The organism is Streptomyces sp. NBC_01477, from assembly GCF_036227245.1.
Taxonomy (GTDB): Bacteria; Actinomycetota; Actinomycetes; order Streptomycetales; family Streptomycetaceae; genus Actinacidiphila.
Window position 1 is genome coordinate 6,007,641 of the sequence record NZ_CP109445.1, and the last position, 21,842, is coordinate 6,029,482.

The following is a 21,842-nucleotide window of genomic DNA, read 5'->3' on the forward strand; positions in this document are numbered from 1 at the left end:
CGGTACCTTCGGAATCAGATCGACTCCGGGGGAGGGCGGCCGGGCATGACGGACAAGGGACTCGCGGTGCTGGAAGGTGTCCTGGAGCGGATCACCTACGCCAACGAGGACAACGGATACACGGTCGCGCGGGTGGACACCGGCCGCGGCGCGGGAGACCTGCTGACGGTCGTCGGCGCGCTGCTCGGCGCCCAGCCCGGCGAGTCCCTGCGGATGCACGGCCGCTGGGGTTCGCACCCGCAATACGGCAAGCAGTTCACGGTGGAGAATTACACGACCGTCCTGCCGGCCACGATCCAGGGCATACGCCGTTATCTGGGCTCGGGCCTGATCAAGGGCATCGGACCGCGGATCGCCGAGCGCATAGTGGACCACTTCGGCACCGGCACCCTGGACGTCATCGAGGGCGAGCCGAAACGCCTGATCGAGGTGCCTGGCCTGGGGCCGAAGCGTACCAAGCTGATCGCTGCCGCCTGGGAGGAGCAGAAGGCGATCAAGGAGGTGATGGTCTTCCTTCAGGGCGTGGGCGTGTCCACGTCCATCGCGGTCCGGATCTACAAGAACTACGGCGACGCGTCGATCTCCGTGGTGAAGAACCAGCCGTACCGCCTGGCGTCGGAGGTGTGGGGCATCGGCTTCCTCACCGCCGACCGGATCGCCCAGGCCGTCGGAATACCGCACGACAGCCCGGAGCGGGTGAAGGCCGGCCTGCAGTACGCGCTGTCGCAGGCGACCGACAACGGCAACTGCTACCTGCCGCAGGAGCGCCTGATCGCCGACGCGGTGAAGCTGCTGCAGGTGGACACCGGCCTGGTGATCGACTGCCTGGGCGAGCTGGCCGAGGAGGAGGGCGTGGTCCGCGAGAGCGTGCCCGCCCCTGACGGGGACGGCGAGCCGGTCACGGCCGTCTATCTGGTGCCCTTCCACCGCGCCGAGATATCACTCGCCGCCCAGGTGGCGCGGTTGCTGCACGGCCCCGAGGAGCGGCTGGCCGCGTTCCGGGACGTGGCCTGGGACAAGGCGCTGGCCTGGCTGGCCGAGCAGACCGGCGCCGACCTCGCCGCCGAGCAGCAGCAGGCCGTCCGGCTGGCGCTGACCGAGAAGGTCGCCGTCCTCACCGGCGGTCCCGGCTGCGGGAAGTCCTTCACGGTGCGCTCGGTCGTCACGCTGGCCCGGGCGAAAAAGGCCAAGGTGGTGCTCGCGGCCCCCACCGGGCGGGCGGCGAAGCGGCTGTCGGAGCTGACCGGCGCCGAGGCGTCCACCGTGCACCGGCTGCTGGAGCTGAAACCCGGCGGGGACGCGGCGTACGACCGGGACCGGCCGCTCGACGCGGACCTGGTGGTGGTCGACGAGGCCTCCATGCTGGACCTGCTGCTGGCGAACAAGCTCGTCAAGGCGGTGCCACCGGGCGCTCACCTGCTGTTCGTGGGGGATGTGGACCAGTTGCCGAGCGTCGGGGCGGGCGAGGTGCTGCGCGACCTGCTGGCGGCGGACAGCCCGGTGCCCGCCGTACGGCTGACCCGGATCTTCCGCCAGGCGCAGCAGTCCGGCGTGGTCACCAACGCGCACCGGATCAATTCCGGGCTGCCCCCGGTCACCCAGGGCCTGCCCGACTTCTTCCTCTTCGCCGAGGAGGATTCAGAAGAGGCGGGCCGCCTCACCGTGGACGTGGTCGCCCGTCGTATCCCGGCCAGATTCGGCCTCGACCCCCGGCGGGACGTCCAGGTGCTCACCCCGATGCACCGCGGCCCGGCCGGCGCGGGCGCGCTCAACGGCCTGCTCCAGCAGGCGGTCACCCCGGCCCGTCCCGACCTGCCCGAGCGCAGATTCGGCGGCCGGACCTTCCGGGTGGGCGACAAGGTCACCCAGATCCGCAACAACTACGACAAGGGTGCCAACGGCGTCTTCAACGGCACCGTGGGCGTGGTCACCGCCCTTGACGCCGTCGAGCAGCGGCTCACCGTGCACACCGACGAGGACGAGGAGATCGGCTACGACTTCGACGAGCTGGACGAGCTGGCCCACGCCTACGCGGTGACCATCCATCGCTCGCAGGGCAGCGAATATCCGGCGGTGGTGATCCCCGTCACCACGGGCGCCTGGATGATGCTGCAGCGCAACCTGCTTTACACGGCTGTGACCAGGGCGAAGCGTCTGGTTGTCCTGGTTGGCTCACGGCGGGCCATCGGGCAGGCGGTGCGTACGGTCTCGGCGGGCCGACGCTTCACAGCTCTCGACCACCGGCTGTCCAGGGGCGCAAAATAGGCACTCGGTGCCACTTTTCGGCCCGATGGCCGACCCCGAGTGCACGCGCGCGTGCCAAATGGGGGACAGTGGACGTAGTCAGGGCACCTCGAAGAAGAGGCAAAACCGTCGGTGAGGGATGACGTGAGCGACAACTCTGTAGTACTGCGGTATGGGGACAGCGAGCACAGTTACCCGGTGGTTGACAGCACGGTCGGCGACAGGGGCTTCGACATCGGCAAGCTGCGCGCCGATACCGGCCTGGTGACGCTGGACAGCGGCTACGGCAACACCGCGGCCTACAAGTCCGCGATCACTTTCCTCGATGGCGAGGAGGGCATCCTCCGCTACCGCGGTTATCCGATCGAGCAGCTCGCCGAGCGCGGCACCTTCCTGGAGACCGCTTATCTGCTGATCAACGGCGAACTGCCCACGGTCGACGAGCTGGCGGAATTCAAGGGCCAGATCACCCAGCACACCCTTCTGCACGAAGACGTCAAACGGTTCTACGACGGCTTTCCGCGCGACGCCCACCCGATGGCGATGCTGTCGTCCGTGGTCAGCGCGCTGTCGACGTTCTACCAGGACAGCCACAACCCGTTCGACCCCGAGCAGCGCCACCTGTCCACGATCCGGCTGCTGGCCAAACTGCCGACGATCGCGGCGTACGCGTACAAGAAGTCCGTCGGGCAGCCGGTGGTCTACCCGCGCAACGACCTCGGCTACGTCGAGAACTTCCTGCGGATGACCTTCTCCGTCCCGGCCGAGGAGTACCAGCTCGACCCGGTCGTGGTCAGCGCGCTGGACAAGCTGTTCATCCTGCACGCGGACCACGAGCAGAACTGTTCGACGTCCACGGTCAGGCTGGTGGGCTCCTCGCAGGCGAACCAGTTCGCCTCGATCTCGGCCGGTATCAGCGCGCTGTGGGGCCCCCTGCACGGCGGGGCCAACCAGTCCGTGCTGGAGATGCTCGAGGGCATCCAGGCCAGCGGCGGCGACGTGGACTCCTTCATCCGCAAGGTGAAGAACAAGGAGGACGGCGTCAAGCTGATGGGCTTCGGCCACCGCGTCTACAAGAACTTCGACCCCCGGGCGAAGATCATCAAGGCGGCGGCGCACGATGTCCTCTCGGCGCTCGGCAAGTCCGACGAACTGCTGGACATCGCCCTCAAGCTGGAGGAGCACGCCCTCAGCGACGACTACTTCGTGTCGCGCAAGCTCTACCCGAACGTGGACTTCTACACCGGCCTGATCTACCGCGCGATGGGCTTCCCGACCAGCATGTTCACCGTGCTGTTCGCGATCGGCCGGCTGCCCGGCTGGATCGCCCAGTGGCACGAGATGATCAAGGAGCCCGGATCCCGGATCGGCCGCCCGCGGCAGATCTACACGGGCGTCGAGATCCGCGACTACGTCTCGGTCGAGGCCCGCTGAACCAGGCGGTCGCCAAGCGCCGCCCGTACGTAAAAGGAAGCGCCCCGCGCTGGATCCCCCCACGGGTCCGGCACGGGGCGCTCCCCGTTCCCCGGAACGGATCCCCCCACGGGTCCGACCGGGCGTCTTTGGCGGCTGCGCCGTTGCCGGGACGAAAACGGCCCGGGAGGGCCGCTCAAGCTCCCCGGGTGTCGCCCCGGCGACGCGTTCCGGACCGTCCCCCAAGACGGTCCGACCTACAGCCCCCCACCGGCTCCGCCGGGAGCGCGGCGCTCAAGACATAAGACCCGCCAACCACTGTAATGGTTACGTTCTCCGCCATGTGATCTACGTCTCTTCGCCAAGGCTGTTTCCGCAGGCTACCCCGCTCGCGGCCGGTTCGGGCGGATCCCGTAGCGTGCTGTCTCTTCTTGAGGGGCGGAGCAGATGGCACAGAGCGCGGCAGCGGTGCGCAACATCGTGGTGACCGGTGGCGGCACGGGCATCGGGAGGGCCGTGTCGGTGCGCTTCGCCGAGGACGGCCACCGGGTGACGATCGTCGGCCGCCGCCGTGAGGTGCTGCATGCCACTGTCGACGAGATCAGGGCCGAGCGCGGGCTGGACATCACCCCGGTGGTCTGCGATCTGGCGGACCCGGACGATGTCGAGGCCGCGCTCTCACAGCTGCCCGAGCGGGTGGACGTGCTGGTGAACAACGCCGGCAGCCGGGAGCTGGCCGTCGGCGCGGGACCGCACGGGGTGCTGGCCCGCTGGCGCGGCGACTTCGAGCGCAATGTGCTCACCGCGGTCCTGATCACCGAATCGCTGCGTGACCGGTTCACCACGGAAAGCGGCAGGGTGGTGACGGTGACCTCGGTGGCCGCCCTGCGCGGCGGCGGCTCGTACGGCGCCTCGAAGGCGGCGCTGCACGCCTGGAACCACTCGCTCGCCGCGCAGCTCGGCCCGCAGGGCGTGACCTGCAACATCGTGGCGCCCGGCACGGTCGCGGGCACCGAGTTCTTCGGTTCGCGGCTCAACGACGCCGAGTTGACCCGGCGGGCGGGCCGCACGCTGGTCGGACGGGTCGGCCGCCCGGCGGACGTCGCCGCCGCGGTGCTCTTCCTCGCCTCGCCAGAAGCGGGCTTCATCACCGGCGAGATCCTCCAGTGCAACGGCGGCGAACTCCTCGGCCGTTGAAACCTCGCCCGGCCAGGTGCATCCCCCGGGCGGCGACCCCGTGCGGGGCCGTACTACCTGAGGAGTAGCCCTGCTGGACCCTCAGGATGACCTTTCCGGTCAATCAGCTGAACCCTCGTGAACCCGCTTGCCGTCCCCGCTTGCCGCTGTCAGCGTTGAGTGCAGGGGAAGGGGAAGAAGGGCGGTGGTATGGACGTTGCACTGAGTGTGTCGTCACTTGACTTCACCTCCGGACTCGCTGAGTACCTCAGAGGTGGGCACGTCATATGGGCGTACGCGCTGCTGGCCGCCACCACGGCCCCGCCGCTCGTGCCCAACTCCGTGCTGCTTGTGACCGGCGGCGTGATGGCCGCCGAAGGCCATCTCAATCTCGCACTGGTGCTGCTCGTGGTCGCCGGCAGCGCGGTGCTCGGCGACTTGGTGATGCACCGGTCGGGCCGGGCGCTCAGCGGCCGGGTGCTGAGCCGTATGCACCGCAGGCCCCGCCGTGAGGCGCTGCTGCGCTGGGCCGCGCAGCGCATACAGCGGCATGGTGTGCCGTTCGTGATCGGGGTGCGGTTCCTGCCGAGCGGCCGGGTGATCGGCGGCCTCGCGGCGGGCATCATGCGTTATCCCGCGCGCCGCTACGCGATCGGTGCGGGCGTGGCCGAGGCGGTGTGGGCCTCGTATTCGGTCGGCGCCGGCTACATCAGCGGCCGGGCCGCGTCGAATTCCTTCTACGCGCTCTCCCTGGGGCTCGGCATCTCCCTGCTGGTCGCCGGACTCGGTATGGCCGCGCAATGGGCGTCACGGGCCAGGGAACGCCGTCAGGGCGCCGGTGGAGCGCGGCCCTCGGCCGTGGTGGCGGCTTCCTTCCTCGGTGAGAGCGGTCCGCCGCTCACGGGACCACCGGCCGCACCGCCCGGCAAGGGCAAGGGCGGCGCATCGAAGATCGGACCGCCCGCAGGGCCGCGGGACGGTCACGACGGTACGTTCAGCTGCTCGTCGGCAGGACGCGAGAAGTAGCTCCGGCCACTGTCTTTCCGGTGTCGCCGGGGCTCGTTGACGCCCCTGCCGACACTGCCGCGTGCGCCGCCGCAGTCTCCGCCTCCCCGATCACGACGGGGCCGGTGCCGATGCAGGGCGCGAGATAGCGGTAGAGCATGCTCTTCATCTCGTGGGCGTACGCGGCGCGCTCCTCGCCCTCGTTCTGCACGACCAGGTCGAGGGCGGCCTTGAACATCGCGAAGGACATCTCGGCGATCAGCGTGCGTTCGAGGGTGGACAGCGACGGCCGGCGCAGCGCCAGAATCCACGACACGCCGTCGAGCAGCGTGGCGTGCAGCGTGTCGTGCTCCTCCGAGACCTTGCCCGGCGTGTCGGGGCCCTTGATCAGGGCGAGGAAGGCGGGGTTGGCGCAGTTGAACTCGATGAACGGATCGGCCACCGCGTCGATGAGGCGGTCGAGCGGCAGCCGCGCGTTCTCCGCGGTGAAGACGCGCCCGTGGGCCTCCTCCATCTCCTTGATCAGCTTGCCGCCCAGCTCGACGGCGATGGCTTCCTTGTTCGGGAAGAACTGGTAGAGCGTGCCCGGTGACACGCCGGCCTCGCGCGCGATGGCGTTGGTGCTGGACGCCGTGTAGCCCAGCGTGCAGAACACGCTGGCGGCAGCCTGGAGCAACTGCGTGATACGCCGCTCGCCGCGGGCCTGGCGCCGCCTCGGCCTTTCGTCCGCCTCGGACACGTGTACTCCCAGGGGGGATTGACAAACGCGAGCGCCCGCTCGCATTCTTGAAACGCGAGCAGTAGTTCGTGTTTGTGATTTTACGCCGTTCTAGGGGGAGGGGACACCTCTGTCATGTCTGATGTCAACCACGCGGGTGCGGCCGGGGGCTGGACGCGGGCCGTGACGGCCAGACCGCGGCTGACGCTGCTGCTGGCCCTGCTCTTCACTGCGTTCGCCGTCGCGGCCGGAAGCGGCGTGGGCGACCGGCTGTCCAGCGGGGGCTTCGAGGCCCCTGACTCCCAGTCCTCGTACGCCACCGCGGCCCTCGCCGAGCACTTCCCCGACTCGCAGCCCAACCTCGTCCTGCTGATCGACACCCGGGGCGCGGACCCGGACAGCCCGGCGGTCGCCGCCCAGGGGCGGCAACTGGCCGGCAGACTCGCTGCGGATCCCGACGTGGCCGGTGTCACCTCCTACTGGGACACCCGTACGCCGGTGCTGCGCGCCAAGGACGGCAGCTCGGCGATGATCACCGCCCGGCTGCGCGGGGACGACGACGCCGTGGCCGCGGAGATCAAGCGCATCGCCCCCGCCTACCGCGGCACGCACGGTCCGGTCCGGGTGACCGTCGGCGGGAATGCCGAGGTCCTGCACCAGATGCAGACCGTCATCCAGCAGGACCTGGTGCGGGCCGAAGTGATCGCCCTGCCGATCACCCTGGTGCTGCTGGTCATGGTCTTCGGCAGCGCCGTCGCCGCAGTGCTGCCGCTGGGCATCGGCATCATCGCGATCCTCGGTACGAGCGCGGTGCTGCGCGGCATCACCGGCTTCACCGACGTGTCGGTCTTCGCGGAGAATCTGACCACCGCACTGGGCCTCGGGCTGGCGATCGACTACGCGCTGTTCATCGTGCGCCGGTTCCGCGAGGAACTGGCCGCCGGCGCGGTACCGCGCCAGGCGGTGGCGACGACACTGCGGACGGCAGGCCGGACCGTGCTGTTCTCGGCACTGACGGTGGCCGCCGCGCTGTCGGCCATGCTGGTCTTCCCGCAGTATTTCCTGCGCTCCTTCGCCTATGCGGGAGTCGCCGTGGTGCTGCTGGCCGCGGGCGCGGCGCTGATCGTGCTGCCCGCCGCCCTCGTCCTGCTCGGCGACCGGGTCAACGCACTGGATCTGCGGAGCCTGCTGCGCCGCCAAAGCCGGTCGGCGGGCCGGCCCGCGGTGGAACCCGGCGCACGCTATGCCGCGCTGGCCCGGCTGGTGATGCGCCGGGCGCCGGCCTTCGCGGTCGGCGCGGTGGCGGCACTCCTGCTGCTCGGACTGCCCTTCCTGCAGGTGCAGTTCGGGATGGCGGACGACCGGCAGCTTCCGGCGGCGGCCGAGTCCCATACGGTGCAGCAGCACCTCCGGCAGGACTACGCGGGCAGTCCGGTCGGCGCGATCACCGTGCTCGCCGAGGGCGCCGACCCCGCCCGGCTGGCCGAATACCGGCGCCAGGTGGCCGCCCTGCCCGGCGTCGTCCGGGTGGAAGGTCCCGTCACCGGCAAGGACGCCGGCGCCGCCTATCTGACGGTGGTGGCCCGCGGCGCATCCGTGGACCCCGGTCCGCAGCGCGTGGTCGGCGAGATCCGCGCGGTGCCGGCCGGCTTCCGCGCCTCGGTCACCGGACAGGCCGCGGTGCTGGTGGACACCAAGCACGCCATAGCGCAGCGCCTGCCCTGGGCGGTCGGCATCGTCGGCCTGGTCACACTGCTGCTGGTGTTCCTGCTGACCGGCAGCGTGGTGGTCCCCGTCCAGGCGGTGCTGCTCAACGCCCTGAGCCTGACCGCGATGTTCGGCGCGGTGGTCTGGGTCTTCCAGGACGGCCACCTGTCCGGGTTGCTGGGCTTCACCGCGACGGGCAGCATCGAGACCACACTGCCCGTGCTGATGTTCTGCGTGGCCTTCGGGCTGTCCATGGACTACGGGGTGTTCCTGCTCTCCCGGATCAAGGAGGAGTTCGACAGGACCGGTGACCATCAGGCGTCCATCGTCTTCGGGCTCCGCCGGACCGGGGGACTGATCACGGCCGCCGCGGTCATCCTGGCCGTGGTGATGGTCGGCGTCGGGATGTCCCGGGTGACCAATACCAAGATGCTGGGACTGGGCATCGCGCTGGCGGTACTGATGGACGCGATGGTGATCCGTACGCTGCTGGTGCCCGCGGTGATGCGGCTGACCGGCAGAGCCACCTGGTGGGCGCCGCCGGTGCTGCGCAGATTCCACGACCGGTTCGGCATATCCGAGGGCGGCGGCCCGCAGGTGTCCGGGACGGCCGTCGCGGCCCCGCGCTCCGGTGAGCGTCGGGACCCCGAGCCGGCGAGCAGGAACTGACGGTCAGTCCGGACCCCGGCGGCCGCGGTTCCCCGGCCGCCGGGCGCTCCACGCCCTGATGGTGTCCGCGTACCAGTAGGGCTTACCGCCTTCCACCAGGTCGGGATGGGGCAAGTGCCCGTGCTTGCGGTAGGAGCGCACGGTGTCGATCTGCACGCGGATGTGCGCCGCGATGTCCGCGTACGACCACAGGGTCCGGTCCGTCATGTCTGTTACCTCCGGGCGCGGGGTGTCTGCCGGTCAGCACACTCGTCCGGCCAACGACGCGCGGGCGCAGGCCACATGGGCTTGTTGATCTTCTGTGACAAAGAACCCGCATAACGGTGACAAATATCGCGAACGGGCAAGTGCGCGGTCGGGCGGTCGAGATGACCGACGGCTCACGGGAGACGCCACGAAGGAGGTGCTGAGCGGGGGCGGTGCCGGCCGTCCCGGCGGGGATGCGGGGTGCGGCCGGCACCGGTACGGCTCGTCGGATCGGTCACGGGCCATCACGGCGGCGATGAGCTGCTCGGTCAGTCGTCGTCGGAACCGCGGATGCGCGCGTGGTGCGGGCGGCGGGCCTGGACGTGTTCGCGTGCCCGGTGCGCCAGCTGCCGGACGGCGTGAGGGGGGCGGCCCAGCATGTCGGCGATCTCGGCGTGCGGGTAGCCGAAGACCTCGTTCAGTACGAACACCGCCCGCTCCAGCGGGGGCAGCGTCTCCATCACCACCAGCAGCGCCGCCGACAGCGAGTCGGGCCGCGTCTCCGGCCAGGCGCTGTCACCTGCGGCGGGCCGGGACCGCTGCTGCGGGTCGTTGACCGCCGGATCCCACAGCCATGGGCCGACGCAGTCCTCCGGCAGTTCGGCGGGGTCGTCGGACATACGTGGCCTCCTCATTGAACGCGCTTGTTCAACTGAGATGGAGGACCACGGTGAGATGTGACATCCGCACCGACCGTTCGGTGCGGGGCGTCAGCTGTCGGCCAGTTCGTCGGTGGCGATCCGCCCGGCGCGTGCCGTACGCAGCAGGAAGTCAGCGATCAGGACCAGCTCGTCGTCGTCGTACTCGGCGCAGATCCCGTCGACCGCGGTGTTCAGCCCGGAGAAGAGATACGTCACCTCGGCCGCGCGCTCCTTGACGACCTGCACCAGGACGGCCCGGCGGTCGGTCGGGTTCGGGGTGCGCACGACCCAGTTGCCGCGCTCCAGCCGGTCGAGGACGCCGGTCAGGGTGGCGGGGTGCATACCGGCGCGTTTGGCAAGGGCAGTCGGACCGATCGGTCCGTACCGGCTGATCAGGTCCAGGCATTCCAGGTCGGCGTCGCGCAGATCGAGCTGCATACCGATCTGGTGGTTCAGCAGCGCCAGCTGGACGCTCAGATCGCGCAGCCCGTCCCTGATCCTGTGGTTCAGTCGCCTCCGCCGCCGTGCCGCCGACGCGGCCGACGTGGCCCCGGGGAGTGTGGAATCCATACGCAAACGATCCTCGCATCGATAGCACGCGGAGAGAGAAAAACTACCCCATGGCTGCGACATGACTGCCGGGCGGCCGTCGTTGTACAGGCCGCCGTACCTGCGGTCCGGCAGAGGTGGCTACGGCGCACACCATCTCACAACCCCATAAGAGACTCGTACGACTTGAACAAACCTCGCCACCCCCGACCGACCAGTGTGGCGGGCGGGAATGGCGAGGCTGTGGGGGTGCTACGTGTATCTCCCCGGACGGGTGGCGGCCCGCGGGCCGCCAGGCGTCGCGCGTCAGCCGGCTGCGATGCCTTCGCCGCCGACCGCGCCGGGCACGGTGACCGATCCGATCCGGGTGAGCGAGCCGTCGTGACCGACGCGGAATTCGTCCACGATGCCCTGGGCGCCGGTCTGCACATAGACGTCGCGGCCGTCGGAGGACGCGGCTGCGTCCACCGTGCCGTCGTGGGTCGGGGTGGTGCCGAGCGAGGTCAGCGGGCCGCGCGGCTCCACCCGGTAGCCGGACAGGGTCGCGCTGCCCGCGTTGGACGCGTAGAGGTGGCCTCCGGTCGAGACCACCCAGCAGGTCGCCATCTGCCCGGTGGCCACCTGGCCGAGCCGGCGCAGGGTGCCGTCACGGTGGACGGCGAAGGTGGCCACCGCGTTCGGCCCCGCCTCGGTGACCTGGAGGCGCCCCGCGCGGTCGAAGGCGAAGCCGAACGGCACCGCGTCGGGGGTCGAGGTGACGACCGGGTGCGCGGCGGGGGCGCCGGACGGCGTGAGCGGGAAGACGTCGATGGTGTTGGCCGCGGCCTTGGTGGTGACGATCAGCTGCGAGCCGTCCGGGGTGAAGCCGACCTGGCCGGGGGTGTGGGTGAATTCCGGTGAGGCGACCGTGAGACGGAGGTCGCGGTGCCTGCCGGGTGCCTGCACCAGCCGCCCGCCGTTCCACACGTAGCCCTGGACCGAGCCGCCGCCGCGGGCGTTCAGGACGTACACCTGGTCGCCGTGCGCGGCCACGCTGACCGGGAAGTCGCCGCCGGAGGGGAGCACCTGGAGGCGCCGCAACCGGTCGCCGCGGACCGCGAAGACGGTGACGGTGTCGCTGCCCGCGTTGACCGCGTAGAGCAGCCGGTGCTCGCGGTCGTAGCCGAGCGAGCCCTGCGAGGCGAGGTGGTCGACGACCGAGCCGTCGAGGACGCCGCCCCGGCCGCCGGTGGCGTAGACCCCGCGGCGGTCGAGCGAACCGTCGGGGTTGCGGTGGTACGCCACGACGGTGTTCGCCGTGGTGTTGTCGCTCTGGACGAAGACGGGGGCGCTGTCCCGGGCGGTGGCGTGCCGGGGGGTGGCCGCGCTCGCGGCGGGAGCCGCGAGTACGGCGGCTGCGGCCACCGCTGCGGCGCCGACGGCGGTGGCGCGGGCGGCACGGCCCGGGCGGGTCTTGCGGACGTTGGACGACGGCATGCTTGATCTCCTCATGCAGGTCAGGAGGGCTCATCGATGGTGCCCGGCATGCCGAGGAAGCCGTCAACTACCGTATAGATCAAAGCAGTTGGCGGCGCAGGGAACTGCTGCCGGGCTGATCGTCACGCTAACTCGCGCATCATGCCACTGTCGGGATGAAACGGGCGTATCGCCTCACTGTCCCGGCTCCGTAAGAAATCCCGGTGCGGCGGGGTGGAGGTATGCCGATTGCGGCGGAGCGGTCCTTACACGGTCGCTACGCGGGCCCCGCTACATTCCAGGCGACCCGCGTTTTCGGTGGTCTTCGGGCGAGGGGCTGGTGCAGCCGACCGGCGGCGGCCGACGCCCCGATGGGTCGTCGGCCGCGTGTGTGCGCCCCCGGCAGGACTCGAACCTGCGGCCAAGTGCTTAGAAGGCACCTGCTCTATCCGCTGAGCTACGGGGGCCGGACAGTGGTCGCGGCTGTCTTCGCCCCTGGCTGGTTCCGTGACCTGTACCGAGGTCAAGGATAGGGCGCCGCGTCCGTGCTGCCGTCTGCTTCACCCGCGTGACACGTTGTGGAGGTTCGGTGAAGCGGTCCGATAATCGCAGGCAGGCGCGGAAGTCGCATCGCTTTTGACGGGTCGCAACACTGCTGTTGTGCACTCGTTATGCCGGTGGCTCATTCTGGCTCCTGAGCCTCATACGACACCGCCGACCAGCGGTTCCGCGGCGTTCTGCAGACCTTCTTGTGACCTTTGCGCGGCCTTTCCGCAGGTGTTGCCGGGTCGTCCCGGGTCGCGCTGCCGAGACCGGACCGCCCGCCACCGGGTGGCCGCTATCCGGGCTGAATGGGGCCAATTACCCAAAATACGCTTCGTAAATGCTCCAATATGGGGCATTCTGCCGACGTGGCGATCTTGGACGTACGGCCAGAGTTGATCGACGCGCTGTCCGCGCTGCGTGACCGCGTCGACGCCGCCTGCTTCCCCTTCCCGCTGCCCGGAGCGGGCCGGGCCCGCCGCACCCGCCAGGAACTGCTGACCCAACTCGACGACTACCTCGTACCCCGGCTCACCGCACCCGAGGCGCCGTTGCTCGCGGTGGTCGGCGGGTCGACAGGAGCGGGCAAGTCGACGCTTGTCAACTCTCTTATCAGCCGTCGTGTCAGCGAATCCGGTGTGCTGCGTCCCACCACCCGCACGCCGGTGCTGGTCTGCCACCCGGAGGACCGCGCCTGGTTCGCCGACCCGCGTGTCCTGCCCGGCCTGACCCGCGCCTGGGCCGTGCGTCAGCGGGTCAGGGGCGACGACGACGCCCCTGACCGCAGCGAGCCCGCCCGGGCCGAACTCCGGCTGGAGTGCGACGACTCCCTCCCGCGCGGCCTGGCCCTCCTCGACGCCCCCGACATCGACTCCCTCGTCACCCGCAATCGTGAACTCGCCGCCGAACTCATCTGCGCGGCCGACATCTGGATCCTGGTCACCACCGCCGCCCGTTACGCCGACGCGCTGCCCTGGCACCTGCTGCGGACCGCCAAGGAATACGACGTCACCCTCGCCACCGTCCTCGACCGAGTCCCCCACCAGATCGCCGACGACGTCAGCAGGCACTACGCCGCGCTGCTGGCCAAGGCGGGCCTCGGCGACGTGCCGCGCTTCACCGTCCCGGAACTGCCCGAGTCGGCGGGCGGCGGGGGCCTGCTGCCGCAGACCACCGTCGCCGGGCTGCGCGAATGGCTCACGCACTGCGCCCAGGACCCCGCGGCCCGCCAGCACGCCGCCCGCCGCACAGCCGCGGGTGTCCTCAACTCGCTGGGCAGCCGGCTGCCCTCCCTGGCCGCCGCGTCCGCGGCCCAGCACGCCGCGGCCCTGCGGCTGGCCCGCGCTGCGGAGGACGCCTACGAACTGGCCGCCGAGCACATCGACGCCGCCGTCCGCGCGGGCGCCATGCTCGCCGGTGAGGCGCTGGCCCACTGGCGGGGCTACCCCGCCTGCGGCGCCGACACCCTCCAGTTCGCTCTCGCCGAGGAACTGGCCGCGCTGCTGCGCACCGAGACCGACGCAGCGGACGAGCGCATCGCCGACATCTGGCAGCGCGACCCGGCGGGCGCCGCGCTGCTCGACGAACCCGCCTACCGCCCGGATCGCGACCGGGTGGCCGTTGCCGCCCGGATCGACAAGGGCGTGCGCCGCTGGCGCCGCGCCGTCACCGATCTCGCCCACGCCCACCTGCGGGCCGCCCGCGACACCGAGCGCCCCACCGCCGACCCGGAGGACGTCGCCGCCCTGCTGACCACCGCGCTGCTCGGCGGCCGGCGCGGGCGCACCGCGGGGGAACGCCTCGCCGAGACCATCGGGGCCCACGCCGCCCTGCGCATGCGCGACGCGGCCCGCGACCGGCTCGCCGACGCCGTCGCCGGACTGCTCGACGGCGAACGCGACCGCAGACTCGCGCCCGTCGACGGCTTCGACGTCACATCCGGGCAGCAGGCCTCGCTGATCTCCGCGCTGTCCCTACTGCAAAAGGAGAGGTGACCCCGGGTGCGCTCGACCACCACCGACCTGCCGGCCGCGACCCCGGAGCCGGGACGAGGCCGCCCCGCCACCGACTTCTCCAGCCCGGACTCGGGCTCCGGGTCCGGGACGCAGCCCGGAGCCGCCACCGGCGGCACGGCGGTCGATCCGCTGGGCGCGCGGGTGGACGCGCTCGGCGAACTGCTCGGCCTGTCCAGGACCCGGATCAACCCCGACGCTCTCGCCGAGACCGGTGAGCTGCTGGAACGCATCGGCGAACGTCGGCGGCTCTCCCTCGAACACACCGTGGTGGCGCTGGCGGGTGCCACTGGCAGCGGCAAGTCGGCCCTCTTCAACGCCCTGGCCGGACTTCCACTGTCCGAGACCGGCACGCGCCGGCCCACCACGGCCCGCCCGGTCGCCTGCGCCTGGCAACCCGAGCGGGCTGCCGGACTGCTGGACCGGCTGGGCGTCGCCCCACAGGACCGCTACACCCTGCGGAGCGCCCGGATCCCCGCGCCGACCGGTGGCACGGGCGGTGGTGACACGGCCGCCGGGAGCGCGGACTTCGGCACCGGCGGATTCCGGGACACCGTCATGGACGCTGCGGGCGGTGCGAATCCGTGGGACGCAGGACCCGCGGGCGGTGACTTCGGAGGGTCCGCCGCCCTTCCGGTCGGCGATGGCAGCTGTCCGGCCGGTTCACGGCTTGACGGCGCCGGTGGTGAGTGCGCCGGAGGCACTCCGGCCGGCGGGACGAGCCTGGACGGGCTGGTGCTGATCGACCTGCCCGACCACGACTCCGCCGCGCCCGGCCACCGTGCGCAGGTGGACCGGCTGCTGCACCTCGTCGATGTTGTCGTCTGGGTGCTCGACCCCGAGAAATACGCCGATGCTGCGCTGCATGAACGCTATCTGCGCCCCCTTTCCGGGCATGCCGATGTGACGGTGCTGGTGCTCAATCAGGTGGACCGGCTGCCGGGGGACTCGGCGGACCTGGTCCTGGACGACCTGCGGAGACTGCTCGACGAGGACGGCCTCGCGGTGGGCGAGCACGGTGAGGCCGGTGCGGTGGTGCTGGCGACCTCCGCGCTCACCGGGCATGGTGTACCCGATCTGCGCGCTGTGCTGGTCCAGATCGTCGCCGAACGCACCGCGGCCGGCCGCCGGCTGGCTGCCGACATGGACCTCACGGCGAGTCGGCTGCGCCCGCTCTATGTGGGAGAGGGCGGCGCCGGGCTCACCGATCCGGCGCGGGAGGAATTCGTCGACCGGCTGGCGGACGCGGTGGGTGCGGCCGGAGCGGGTCAGTCGGCGGAACGGGACTGGGCGGTTGCCGCTCGTGAGGCGTGCGGCACACCGTGGGGGCGGTTGATGGGAGAACGGACCGGCGCGGGTGCCGGTTCCCCCGGATCCCGGGAAACGCCGACTTCACCCGTACGGCGCAGCGGACCGGGGAGCACGGTCGGCTTCGCGGGCCCGGTGGCCTCCCGGCCGCTGGTCGGGGAAGCCGTGCGCGGCCTGGCCGCCGACGCCGCCCGGGGGCTGCCCGTGCCCTGGGCCCAGGCGGTGCGTGACGCGGCCCAGCGCGGTGGCGAGGGCCTGCCCGTGGCGCTTGACGGCGCGGCGAGACGGGCCGAGCCCGGCCCGCCGGAGCGGCCCGGCTGGTGGCCGGCCGCCCATGGCATGCAGTGGCTGCTGATGGCGCTGGCGGTCGCGGGCGCGGTGTGCCTGATCGTGCGCGCGGTCGGTTCGATCGAACTCACCTGGTGGGTGCCGGTGGTGATGATCGCGGCCGGGGGGATCGGCGGCCCGCTGGTCTCGGCGGGCTGCAGGATGGCCGCCCGCGGTCCGGCCCGCCGGTACGGCCAGGCCGCCGAGCGGCGGCTGCGGGACGCCGCCGCCGACTGCGGGAGGGCCCGGGTGCTCGAACCGGTCGCGGCGGAGCTGATGCGCTATCGCGAGGTGCGCGAGCAGTTCGCGGTGGTCGCAGATACCTCTCCGCGCGCGGGGCACGCACGCGATTCCCACTCCGCGCAATCCCATTCTCACTCGTCCGGGTGACGCGGTTATCCACAGGTGCCAGGTTATCCACATATTCAGGATGGTCTTTCCTTGACCGTCCCGATTTGGTGCACGATGTTCTCAGAGCGTCCCACCGCGGGGCGCCGCGGAAAGTGAGGACCGTGCGATGAACGAGACCCTGGTGACCGTCGTAGGAAACGTGGCGACGGAGCCCGAGATGTACACGACCGCCACCGGTGTGGGGGTCACCCGCTTCCGGCTGGCCACCACCGCGCGCCGGTGGGACTCGGAGCGCGGGGCGTGGACGGACAGCGCCACCAGCTTCTACACGGTACGTGCCTGGCGCACGCTTGCGGGGCACGTGAAGGAGTCGGTGGGGCTGGGCGAACCGCTCGTCGTGCAGGGGCGGTTGAAAATCCGCGAGGACGAGCGTGACGGGCGCCGCTTTACGGCCGCGGAGATCGAGGCGGTGGCCGTCGGCCACGATCTGGCGCGCGGCACCACACGGTTCAGTCGGACGTCGGCGCCGCCCGCGACCCTGCCGGAGCCGGCCGCTCCGCCACCGGTCGCCGCGGTGGCGATGTCCTGAATCCGTGCAGTATCCGTATTCAACGGTATTTCCACGGAATAATCGCGCCGGGGACTTGTCGACAATTGCGGAAACATGTGCGCAAGTGGGTAACGATTGGGATGCGAAAAGGGTGGGCGGTAACCCTTTCGGTGCTCCTGGTGCGCGTGGTTCCTAGGATTTCGGCATTGACATACGGGGGCTCGGAGCTGCAGGCGAGGCGACCCTCTTTTCATCGACACGCCTTGCCCGGAGGGGAAATCCATGTTCAACACCTACAGGCGGAGCGCTGCCCGCCTCGCGGCGGCCGGTATTGCCACCGGCCTGCTCGCGGCGGGCGCCGTCGCAGGCGCCGGGAGCGCGGTCGCGGACGACACGACACCGTCGTCGAGCGGTGCGACCGCCGTTCTGAGCGGCATCCAGGGCGATCTCTCGGACCTCGCCACGGTCGCCACCAAGGACGGCAAGACGAACGACCACGAGCCGGCCGGTCTGTTCAAGATGGACCTCGGCGGTGGCAAGAGCTTCTACTCGTACTGCATCGACCTGTTCAACACGACCAAGCCGGACGCCCAGTACCAGGAGGTGCCCTGGAGCGCGACGTCGCTCTACCAGGAGGGCAAGGACCGGGCCAACGCCGGGAAGATCGCGTGGATACTCAACCACTCGTTCCCGCAGGTCGATGACCTCGACGGGCTGGCCAAGACCGCCGGCGCCGGGCCGCTGACCAAGAAGACCGCCGCCGCCGGCACCCAGGTCGCCATCTGGCGTCTCTCGGACGACCCGACCGCGAAGGCGAACGACCCGGCGGCCGAGCAGCTGGCCGACTACCTGTCCCACACGGCCGTCGCGGTCGCCGAGCCGGACGCGTCGCTGACCCTGGACCCGCCCTCGGTCTCGGGCAAGTCCGGTGACCGCATCGGTCCGGTGACCGTGCACACCAACGCGGACTCCGCCGCGGCGGAAATCACTCCCGACACCGCGGGCGTCAAGCTGGTGGACGCCGACGGTAAGACGGTGACCACGGCGAAGGACGGCAGCAAGCTCTACTTCGACATCCCCGCGGGCACCAAGGACGGCAACGCGGCGGTCAAGGTGACCGCCACCACCACGGTGCCGATCGGCCGCGCCTTCATCGGTTTCGGTGCCAACGACGCTGCGAGCCAGACCCAGATCCTGGCCGGCTCCGACACCACCCCGCTGACCGCGCAGGCCACGGTCACGTGGGCGAAGAAGGGCCCGATACCCGCGGTGAGCGCCGCGGTGAACTGCGCCAAGGGCGGCGTCGACGTCACCGCAGCCAACAAGGGCGACGAGGACCTGACCTTCACCCTGGGCGGCAAGGACTACAGCGTCGCCCCGGGCGCGTCGAAGACCGTGACGGTCCCGGTCGCCGAGGATCAGCACTACAAGATCGACATCACCCTGCCCGACAAGTCGGTGAAGTCGTTCGAGGGTGTGCTGGACTGCAAGAGCGCCACGACCGCGCCGACCCCTCCGGCGAACCAGCCGAGCCCGGCCGGAAGCGACCAGAACCTGGCCGCGACCGGTAGCAGCAGCTCCACACCGATGATCGCGGGCATAGCGGTCGCCCTGGTCGTCCTCGGTGGCGGTGCGGTGTTCTTCTTCCGCCGCAAGAAGAGCGCGACCTCCGCGCAGTGATCCACCGGGTCCCGGCGCCCCCACTCCCGGCGCCGGGACCCGTCCGCCCCCATGAGCGGACGCACGGCCCGGTGTTTATCCTCCTGGCCGGGACGTGAAGCGGCCCCTCACCGGCGGTTCCCGTCGGTGAGGGGCCGGCTCAGGAAATCTCCCGGAGCGGCGGTCGCGGGCCATCGCGCACACCCGCTCGACCTGTTCCGCGGGGCCGGCCGATGACGGCAGGCGGCTACCGGGAGCGGGCCGGAGGAGGGGCTGACGTAGCCATTCGCCCGCAGGGGTGGACGTACGGCAAGATGGGGTGTATCTGCCCTCACGCGGCGGAGCCGCACATTGGCCCTTCTCGATCTGCCGGACGGTTTCTCTTGGCTGAGTACATCTACACGATGCGCAAGACGCGCAAGGCGCACGGCGACAAGGTCATCCTCGATGATGTGACGCTGAGCTTCCTGCCGGGCGCGAAGATCGGTGTGGTCGGCCCGAACGGTGCCGGTAAGTCCACCGTGCTCAAGATCATGGCGGGCCTCGAGCATCCGTCGAACGGCGATGCGTTCCTGTCGCCCGGGTTCAGCGTCGGCATGCTCCTGCAGGAGCCGCCGCTGGACGAGTCCAAGACCGTCCTGGAGAACGTGCAGGACGGGGTCGCCGAGATCAAGGCGCAGCTGGACCGGTTCAACGAGATCGCGGAACTGATGGCGACGGACTACTCCGACGCCCTGCTGGACGAGATGGGCAGGCTCCAGGAGAAGCTGGACCACTCGAACGCGTGGGACCTGGACGCACAGCTGGAGCAGGCGATGGACGCGCTGGGCTGCCCGCCCGGTGACTGGCAGGTGACCACGCTGTCCGGTGGCGAGAAGCGCCGGGTGGCGCTGTGCAAGCTGCTGCTCGAAGCGCCCGACCTGCTGCTGCTCGACGAGCCCACCAACCACCTGGACGCCGAGTCCGTGCAGTGGCTGGAGCAGCACCTGGCCAAGTACGCCGGCACCGTCGTCGCCGTCACCCACGACCGGTACTTCCTGGACAACGTGGCGCAGTGGATCCTGGAGCTGGACCGCGGCCGGGCGATCCCGTACGAGGGCAACTACTCGACGTACCTGGAGAACAAGGCGTCGCGGCTCAAGGTCGAGGGCCAGAAGGACGCCAAGCGGGCCAAGCGGCTCAAGGAGGAGCTGGACTGGGTCCGCTCCAACGCCAAGGGGCGGCAGGCCAAGTCCAAGGCACGCCTGGCGCGCTACGAGGAGATGGCGGCCGAGGCCGACAAGATGCGGAAGCTGGACTTCGAGGAGATCCAGATCCCGCCGGGTCCGCGGCTGGGCGCCATCGTGGTCGAGGTCCAGCACCTGTCCAAGGCGTTCGGCGACAAGGTGCTGATCGACGACCTGTCGTTCACCCTCCCGCGCAACGGCATCGTGGGCGTCATCGGCCCCAACGGCGCCGGCAAGACCACGCTGTTCAAGATGCTCCAGGGGCTGGAGGACCCGGACTCCGGTGTCATCAAGGTCGGCGAGACCGTGAAGATCTCCTACGTCGACCAGAACCGGGCCAACATCGACCCGAAGAAGACGCTGTGGGAGGTCGTCTCCGACGGCCTGGACTACATCAACGTCGGCCAGGTCGAGATGCCGTCGCGCGCCTATGTGTCGGCGTTCGGCTTCAAGGGCCCCGACCAGCAGAAGCCGTCGGGAGTGCTGTCCGGCGGTGAGCGCAACCGGCTGAACCTGGCGCTCACCCTCAAGCAGGGCGGCAACCTGCTGCTGCTCGACGAACCGACCAACGACCTCGACGTCGAGACCCTGTCGTCGCTGGAGAACGCGCTGCTGGAATTCCCCGGTGCGGCCGTGGTCGTCTCCCACGACCGGTGGTTCCTCGACCGGGTGGCCACCCACATCCTGGCCTACGAAGGCAACTCGAAGTGGTTCTGGTTCGAGGGCAACTTCGAGTCCTACGAGAAGAACAAGGTCGAGCGGCTCGGAGCCGACGCGGCCAGGCCGCACCGCGCCACGTACAAGAAGCTGACGCGCGGCTGATGGCACGGCACATCTTCCGCTGCCCACTGCGCTGGGCGGACATGGACGCCTTCGGCCATGTCAACAACGTGACCTTCCTGCGGTATCTGGAAGAGGCCAGGATCGACTTCATGTTCCGCCTGGCGCCGGGCGAGGGGAGCGCGTCGTTCACCGGCGGCTCGGTCGTGGCGCGGCACGAGATCGACTATCTGCGGCCGCTGGTCCACCGGCACGAGCCGGTGGACGTCGAGACGTGGGTGACCGACATCTCGGCGGCGTCCATGACGGTCCGCTACGAGGTCAAGGACGAGCAGACGGTCTACGCCCGGGCCTCGACCGTCGTGGTGCCGTACAACCTGGCCGCGGCCAGGCCGCGGCGGATCACGGCCGAGGAGCGGTCCTTCCTGGAGATGTACCGCGACGACGGAGCCGTCGCCGTATGACCGCTGTCCGGCTGGCACTCGGGCAGGAGCGCCAAGAACGCCACGACGGCGGCGGAGGCTGCGACACCGCGGGGGAGGCGGCGGATCTGGCCGCCTTCCTCGGGCGGCTGGTGCGCTGGGACAAGGCGGCCGTGGTGCGGCTGCGGTCCGCGCGCGACGAGCCGGCGCTCGGCGTTTTCGGGCACCCGCCGTTCGGCGGCGTGCTCGCCGTGCGCAGCGTCGCGCTGCACGGCTCCGCCGCGGTGGCCGACGCGGTCGACGCCACGGTGTCGGCCGGGCAACTGCTCGAAGCGGTGTCGGCGGCAGCCGGGGGATTCGAACTGCCGCCGTCCGTCACCGGTCCCGCCTGGGCCGGGCTGCTGCCGCCGCGCGGCGGATGGCGCCGGGAGGCGGAGTTCGACCCGGGGCAGGTCCGCAAGGCGGCGGCCGAGGCTGTAGCGGAATTCCGGGCACGTACCGAGCGGCTGCCGCAGCAGCAGCGGACCCGGGCGGTGCTGGACGCGCTCGCGGAGGAGCTGTGGACGCGGCCTTACCAGGGCACGACGCTGCGCGTGGTCCACGCGGCCCACGCGCTGGGCTTCCTGCGCGGGCACGGCGACGACACCGTCGCGCTGCTGGCGGCGGGACCGTGGACGCGGCTGCGTACCGAATACGGCTCGGTGGCGGTACGGCGCGAGTCGCCCGCGGCGGGGCTGAGCTTCTCGCCCGCCTGACGTTCCGCACGTCTTACCCTGGCCCGGCCTGTCCCCGGGCCCGACTGACCCGCCGGCACGGCCTTCACCCCGGTCCGACGCCCGCG

At 70.7% G+C, this 21,842-nt stretch carries 17 protein-coding genes and 1 tRNA gene; 12 read left to right on the forward strand and 6 right to left on the reverse strand.

The features are described 5' to 3' along the window. Window positions 1-45 precede the first annotated feature (45 nt). The 4 genes from recD2 to OHA86_RS25535 all read left to right on the forward strand — a co-directional run bounded on the left by recD2 (window position 46) and on the right by OHA86_RS25535 (window position 5,859). On the forward strand, window positions 46-2,265 hold the full coding sequence (gene recD2, locus OHA86_RS25520; RefSeq protein ID WP_329178821.1) for an SF1B family DNA helicase RecD2: 2,220 nt from the start codon (window positions 46-48) through the stop codon (window positions 2,263-2,265). A gap of 123 nt (window positions 2,266-2,388) precedes the next feature. Next, window positions 2,389-3,678 carry a citrate synthase gene (locus tag OHA86_RS25525; RefSeq protein WP_329178822.1) on the forward strand — a complete coding sequence of 430 codons (1,290 nt, stop codon included), beginning with the start codon at window positions 2,389-2,391 and terminating at the stop codon, window positions 3,676-3,678. 426 nt (window positions 3,679-4,104) lie between these two features. Continuing rightward, window positions 4,105-4,854, forward strand: a complete 750-nt coding sequence (locus OHA86_RS25530) for an SDR family NAD(P)-dependent oxidoreductase (protein ID WP_329178824.1) — start codon at window positions 4,105-4,107, stop codon at window positions 4,852-4,854. Between the two features lie 189 nt (window positions 4,855-5,043). Beyond that, on the forward strand, window positions 5,044-5,859 hold the full coding sequence (locus OHA86_RS25535) for a DedA family protein (RefSeq protein WP_329178825.1): 816 nt from the start codon (window positions 5,044-5,046) through the stop codon (window positions 5,857-5,859). On the opposite strand, the gene OHA86_RS25540 is transcribed toward OHA86_RS25535, so the two are convergent. Beyond that, window positions 5,828-6,577, reverse strand: a complete 750-nt coding sequence (locus tag OHA86_RS25540; RefSeq protein WP_329178826.1) for a TetR/AcrR family transcriptional regulator — start codon at window positions 6,575-6,577, stop codon at window positions 5,828-5,830. The genes OHA86_RS25535 and OHA86_RS25540 overlap by 32 nt on opposite strands. A gap of 114 nt (window positions 6,578-6,691) precedes the next feature. On the opposite strand from OHA86_RS25540, the gene OHA86_RS25545 reads away from it, so the two are divergent. After that, on the forward strand, window positions 6,692-8,932 hold the full coding sequence (locus tag OHA86_RS25545; protein ID WP_329178827.1) for an MMPL family transporter: 2,241 nt from the start codon (window positions 6,692-6,694) through the stop codon (window positions 8,930-8,932). 3 nt (window positions 8,933-8,935) lie between these two features. On the opposite strand, the gene OHA86_RS25550 is transcribed toward OHA86_RS25545, so the two are convergent. The 5 genes from OHA86_RS25550 to OHA86_RS25570 all read right to left on the reverse strand — a co-directional run bounded on the left by OHA86_RS25550 (window position 8,936) and on the right by OHA86_RS25570 (window position 12,290). Next, window positions 8,936-9,139 carry a MarR family transcriptional regulator gene (locus OHA86_RS25550; protein WP_329178828.1) on the reverse strand — a complete coding sequence of 68 codons (204 nt, stop codon included), beginning with the start codon at window positions 9,137-9,139 and terminating at the stop codon, window positions 8,936-8,938. A gap of 308 nt (window positions 9,140-9,447) precedes the next feature. Further along, window positions 9,448-9,798 carry a sigma factor-like helix-turn-helix DNA-binding protein gene (locus OHA86_RS36140; RefSeq protein ID WP_443071887.1) on the reverse strand — a complete coding sequence of 117 codons (351 nt, stop codon included), beginning with the start codon at window positions 9,796-9,798 and terminating at the stop codon, window positions 9,448-9,450. 90 nt (window positions 9,799-9,888) lie between these two features. Continuing rightward, window positions 9,889-10,389 (reverse strand): MarR family transcriptional regulator, encoded by a 501-nt coding sequence (locus tag OHA86_RS25560; RefSeq protein WP_329178829.1) that lies wholly within the window; start codon window positions 10,387-10,389, stop codon window positions 9,889-9,891. Between the two features lie 285 nt (window positions 10,390-10,674). Continuing rightward, a complete protein-coding gene (locus tag OHA86_RS25565) occupies window positions 10,675-11,844 on the reverse strand; it encodes a lactonase family protein (protein ID WP_329178830.1) in 1,170 nt (389 codons plus the stop codon). Window positions 11,845-12,217: 373 nt separating this feature from the next. Next, window positions 12,218-12,290, reverse strand: a tRNA-Arg gene (locus OHA86_RS25570). Window positions 12,291-12,734: 444 nt separating this feature from the next. Between OHA86_RS25570 and OHA86_RS25575 the strand changes: the two genes are divergently transcribed. From OHA86_RS25575 to OHA86_RS25605, 7 genes are all read left to right on the forward strand, one after another. Beyond that, window positions 12,735-14,360, forward strand: coding sequence for a dynamin family protein (locus tag OHA86_RS25575; RefSeq protein WP_329178831.1), 1,626 nt, complete (start codon window positions 12,735-12,737; stop codon window positions 14,358-14,360). 6 nt (window positions 14,361-14,366) lie between these two features. After that, window positions 14,367-16,403: an ATP-binding protein gene (locus tag OHA86_RS25580; protein WP_443071888.1), complete on the forward strand. Its 2,037-nt coding sequence runs from the start codon at window positions 14,367-14,369 to the stop codon at window positions 16,401-16,403. Between the two features lie 127 nt (window positions 16,404-16,530). Then, window positions 16,531-16,953, forward strand: a complete 423-nt coding sequence (gene ssb, locus OHA86_RS25585) for a single-stranded DNA-binding protein (RefSeq protein ID WP_329178833.1) — start codon at window positions 16,531-16,533, stop codon at window positions 16,951-16,953. Between the two features lie 243 nt (window positions 16,954-17,196). Continuing rightward, on the forward strand, window positions 17,197-18,594 hold the full coding sequence (locus tag OHA86_RS25590; protein ID WP_329178835.1) for an LAETG motif-containing sortase-dependent surface protein: 1,398 nt from the start codon (window positions 17,197-17,199) through the stop codon (window positions 18,592-18,594). Between the two features lie 362 nt (window positions 18,595-18,956). Further along, complete coding sequence (ettA, locus tag OHA86_RS25595; protein WP_329178837.1) at window positions 18,957-20,621, forward strand: energy-dependent translational throttle protein EttA; 1,665 nt, start codon at window positions 18,957-18,959, stop codon at window positions 20,619-20,621. After that, window positions 20,621-21,043, forward strand: coding sequence for an acyl-CoA thioesterase (locus tag OHA86_RS25600; protein ID WP_329178838.1), 423 nt, complete (start codon window positions 20,621-20,623; stop codon window positions 21,041-21,043). The genes ettA and OHA86_RS25600 overlap by 1 nt, the downstream gene beginning before the upstream one ends. Next, window positions 21,040-21,756 (forward strand): hypothetical protein, encoded by a 717-nt coding sequence (locus tag OHA86_RS25605; protein ID WP_329178840.1) that lies wholly within the window; start codon window positions 21,040-21,042, stop codon window positions 21,754-21,756. The genes OHA86_RS25600 and OHA86_RS25605 overlap by 4 nt, the downstream gene beginning before the upstream one ends. The last annotated feature ends 86 nt before the right edge of the window (window positions 21,757-21,842 follow it).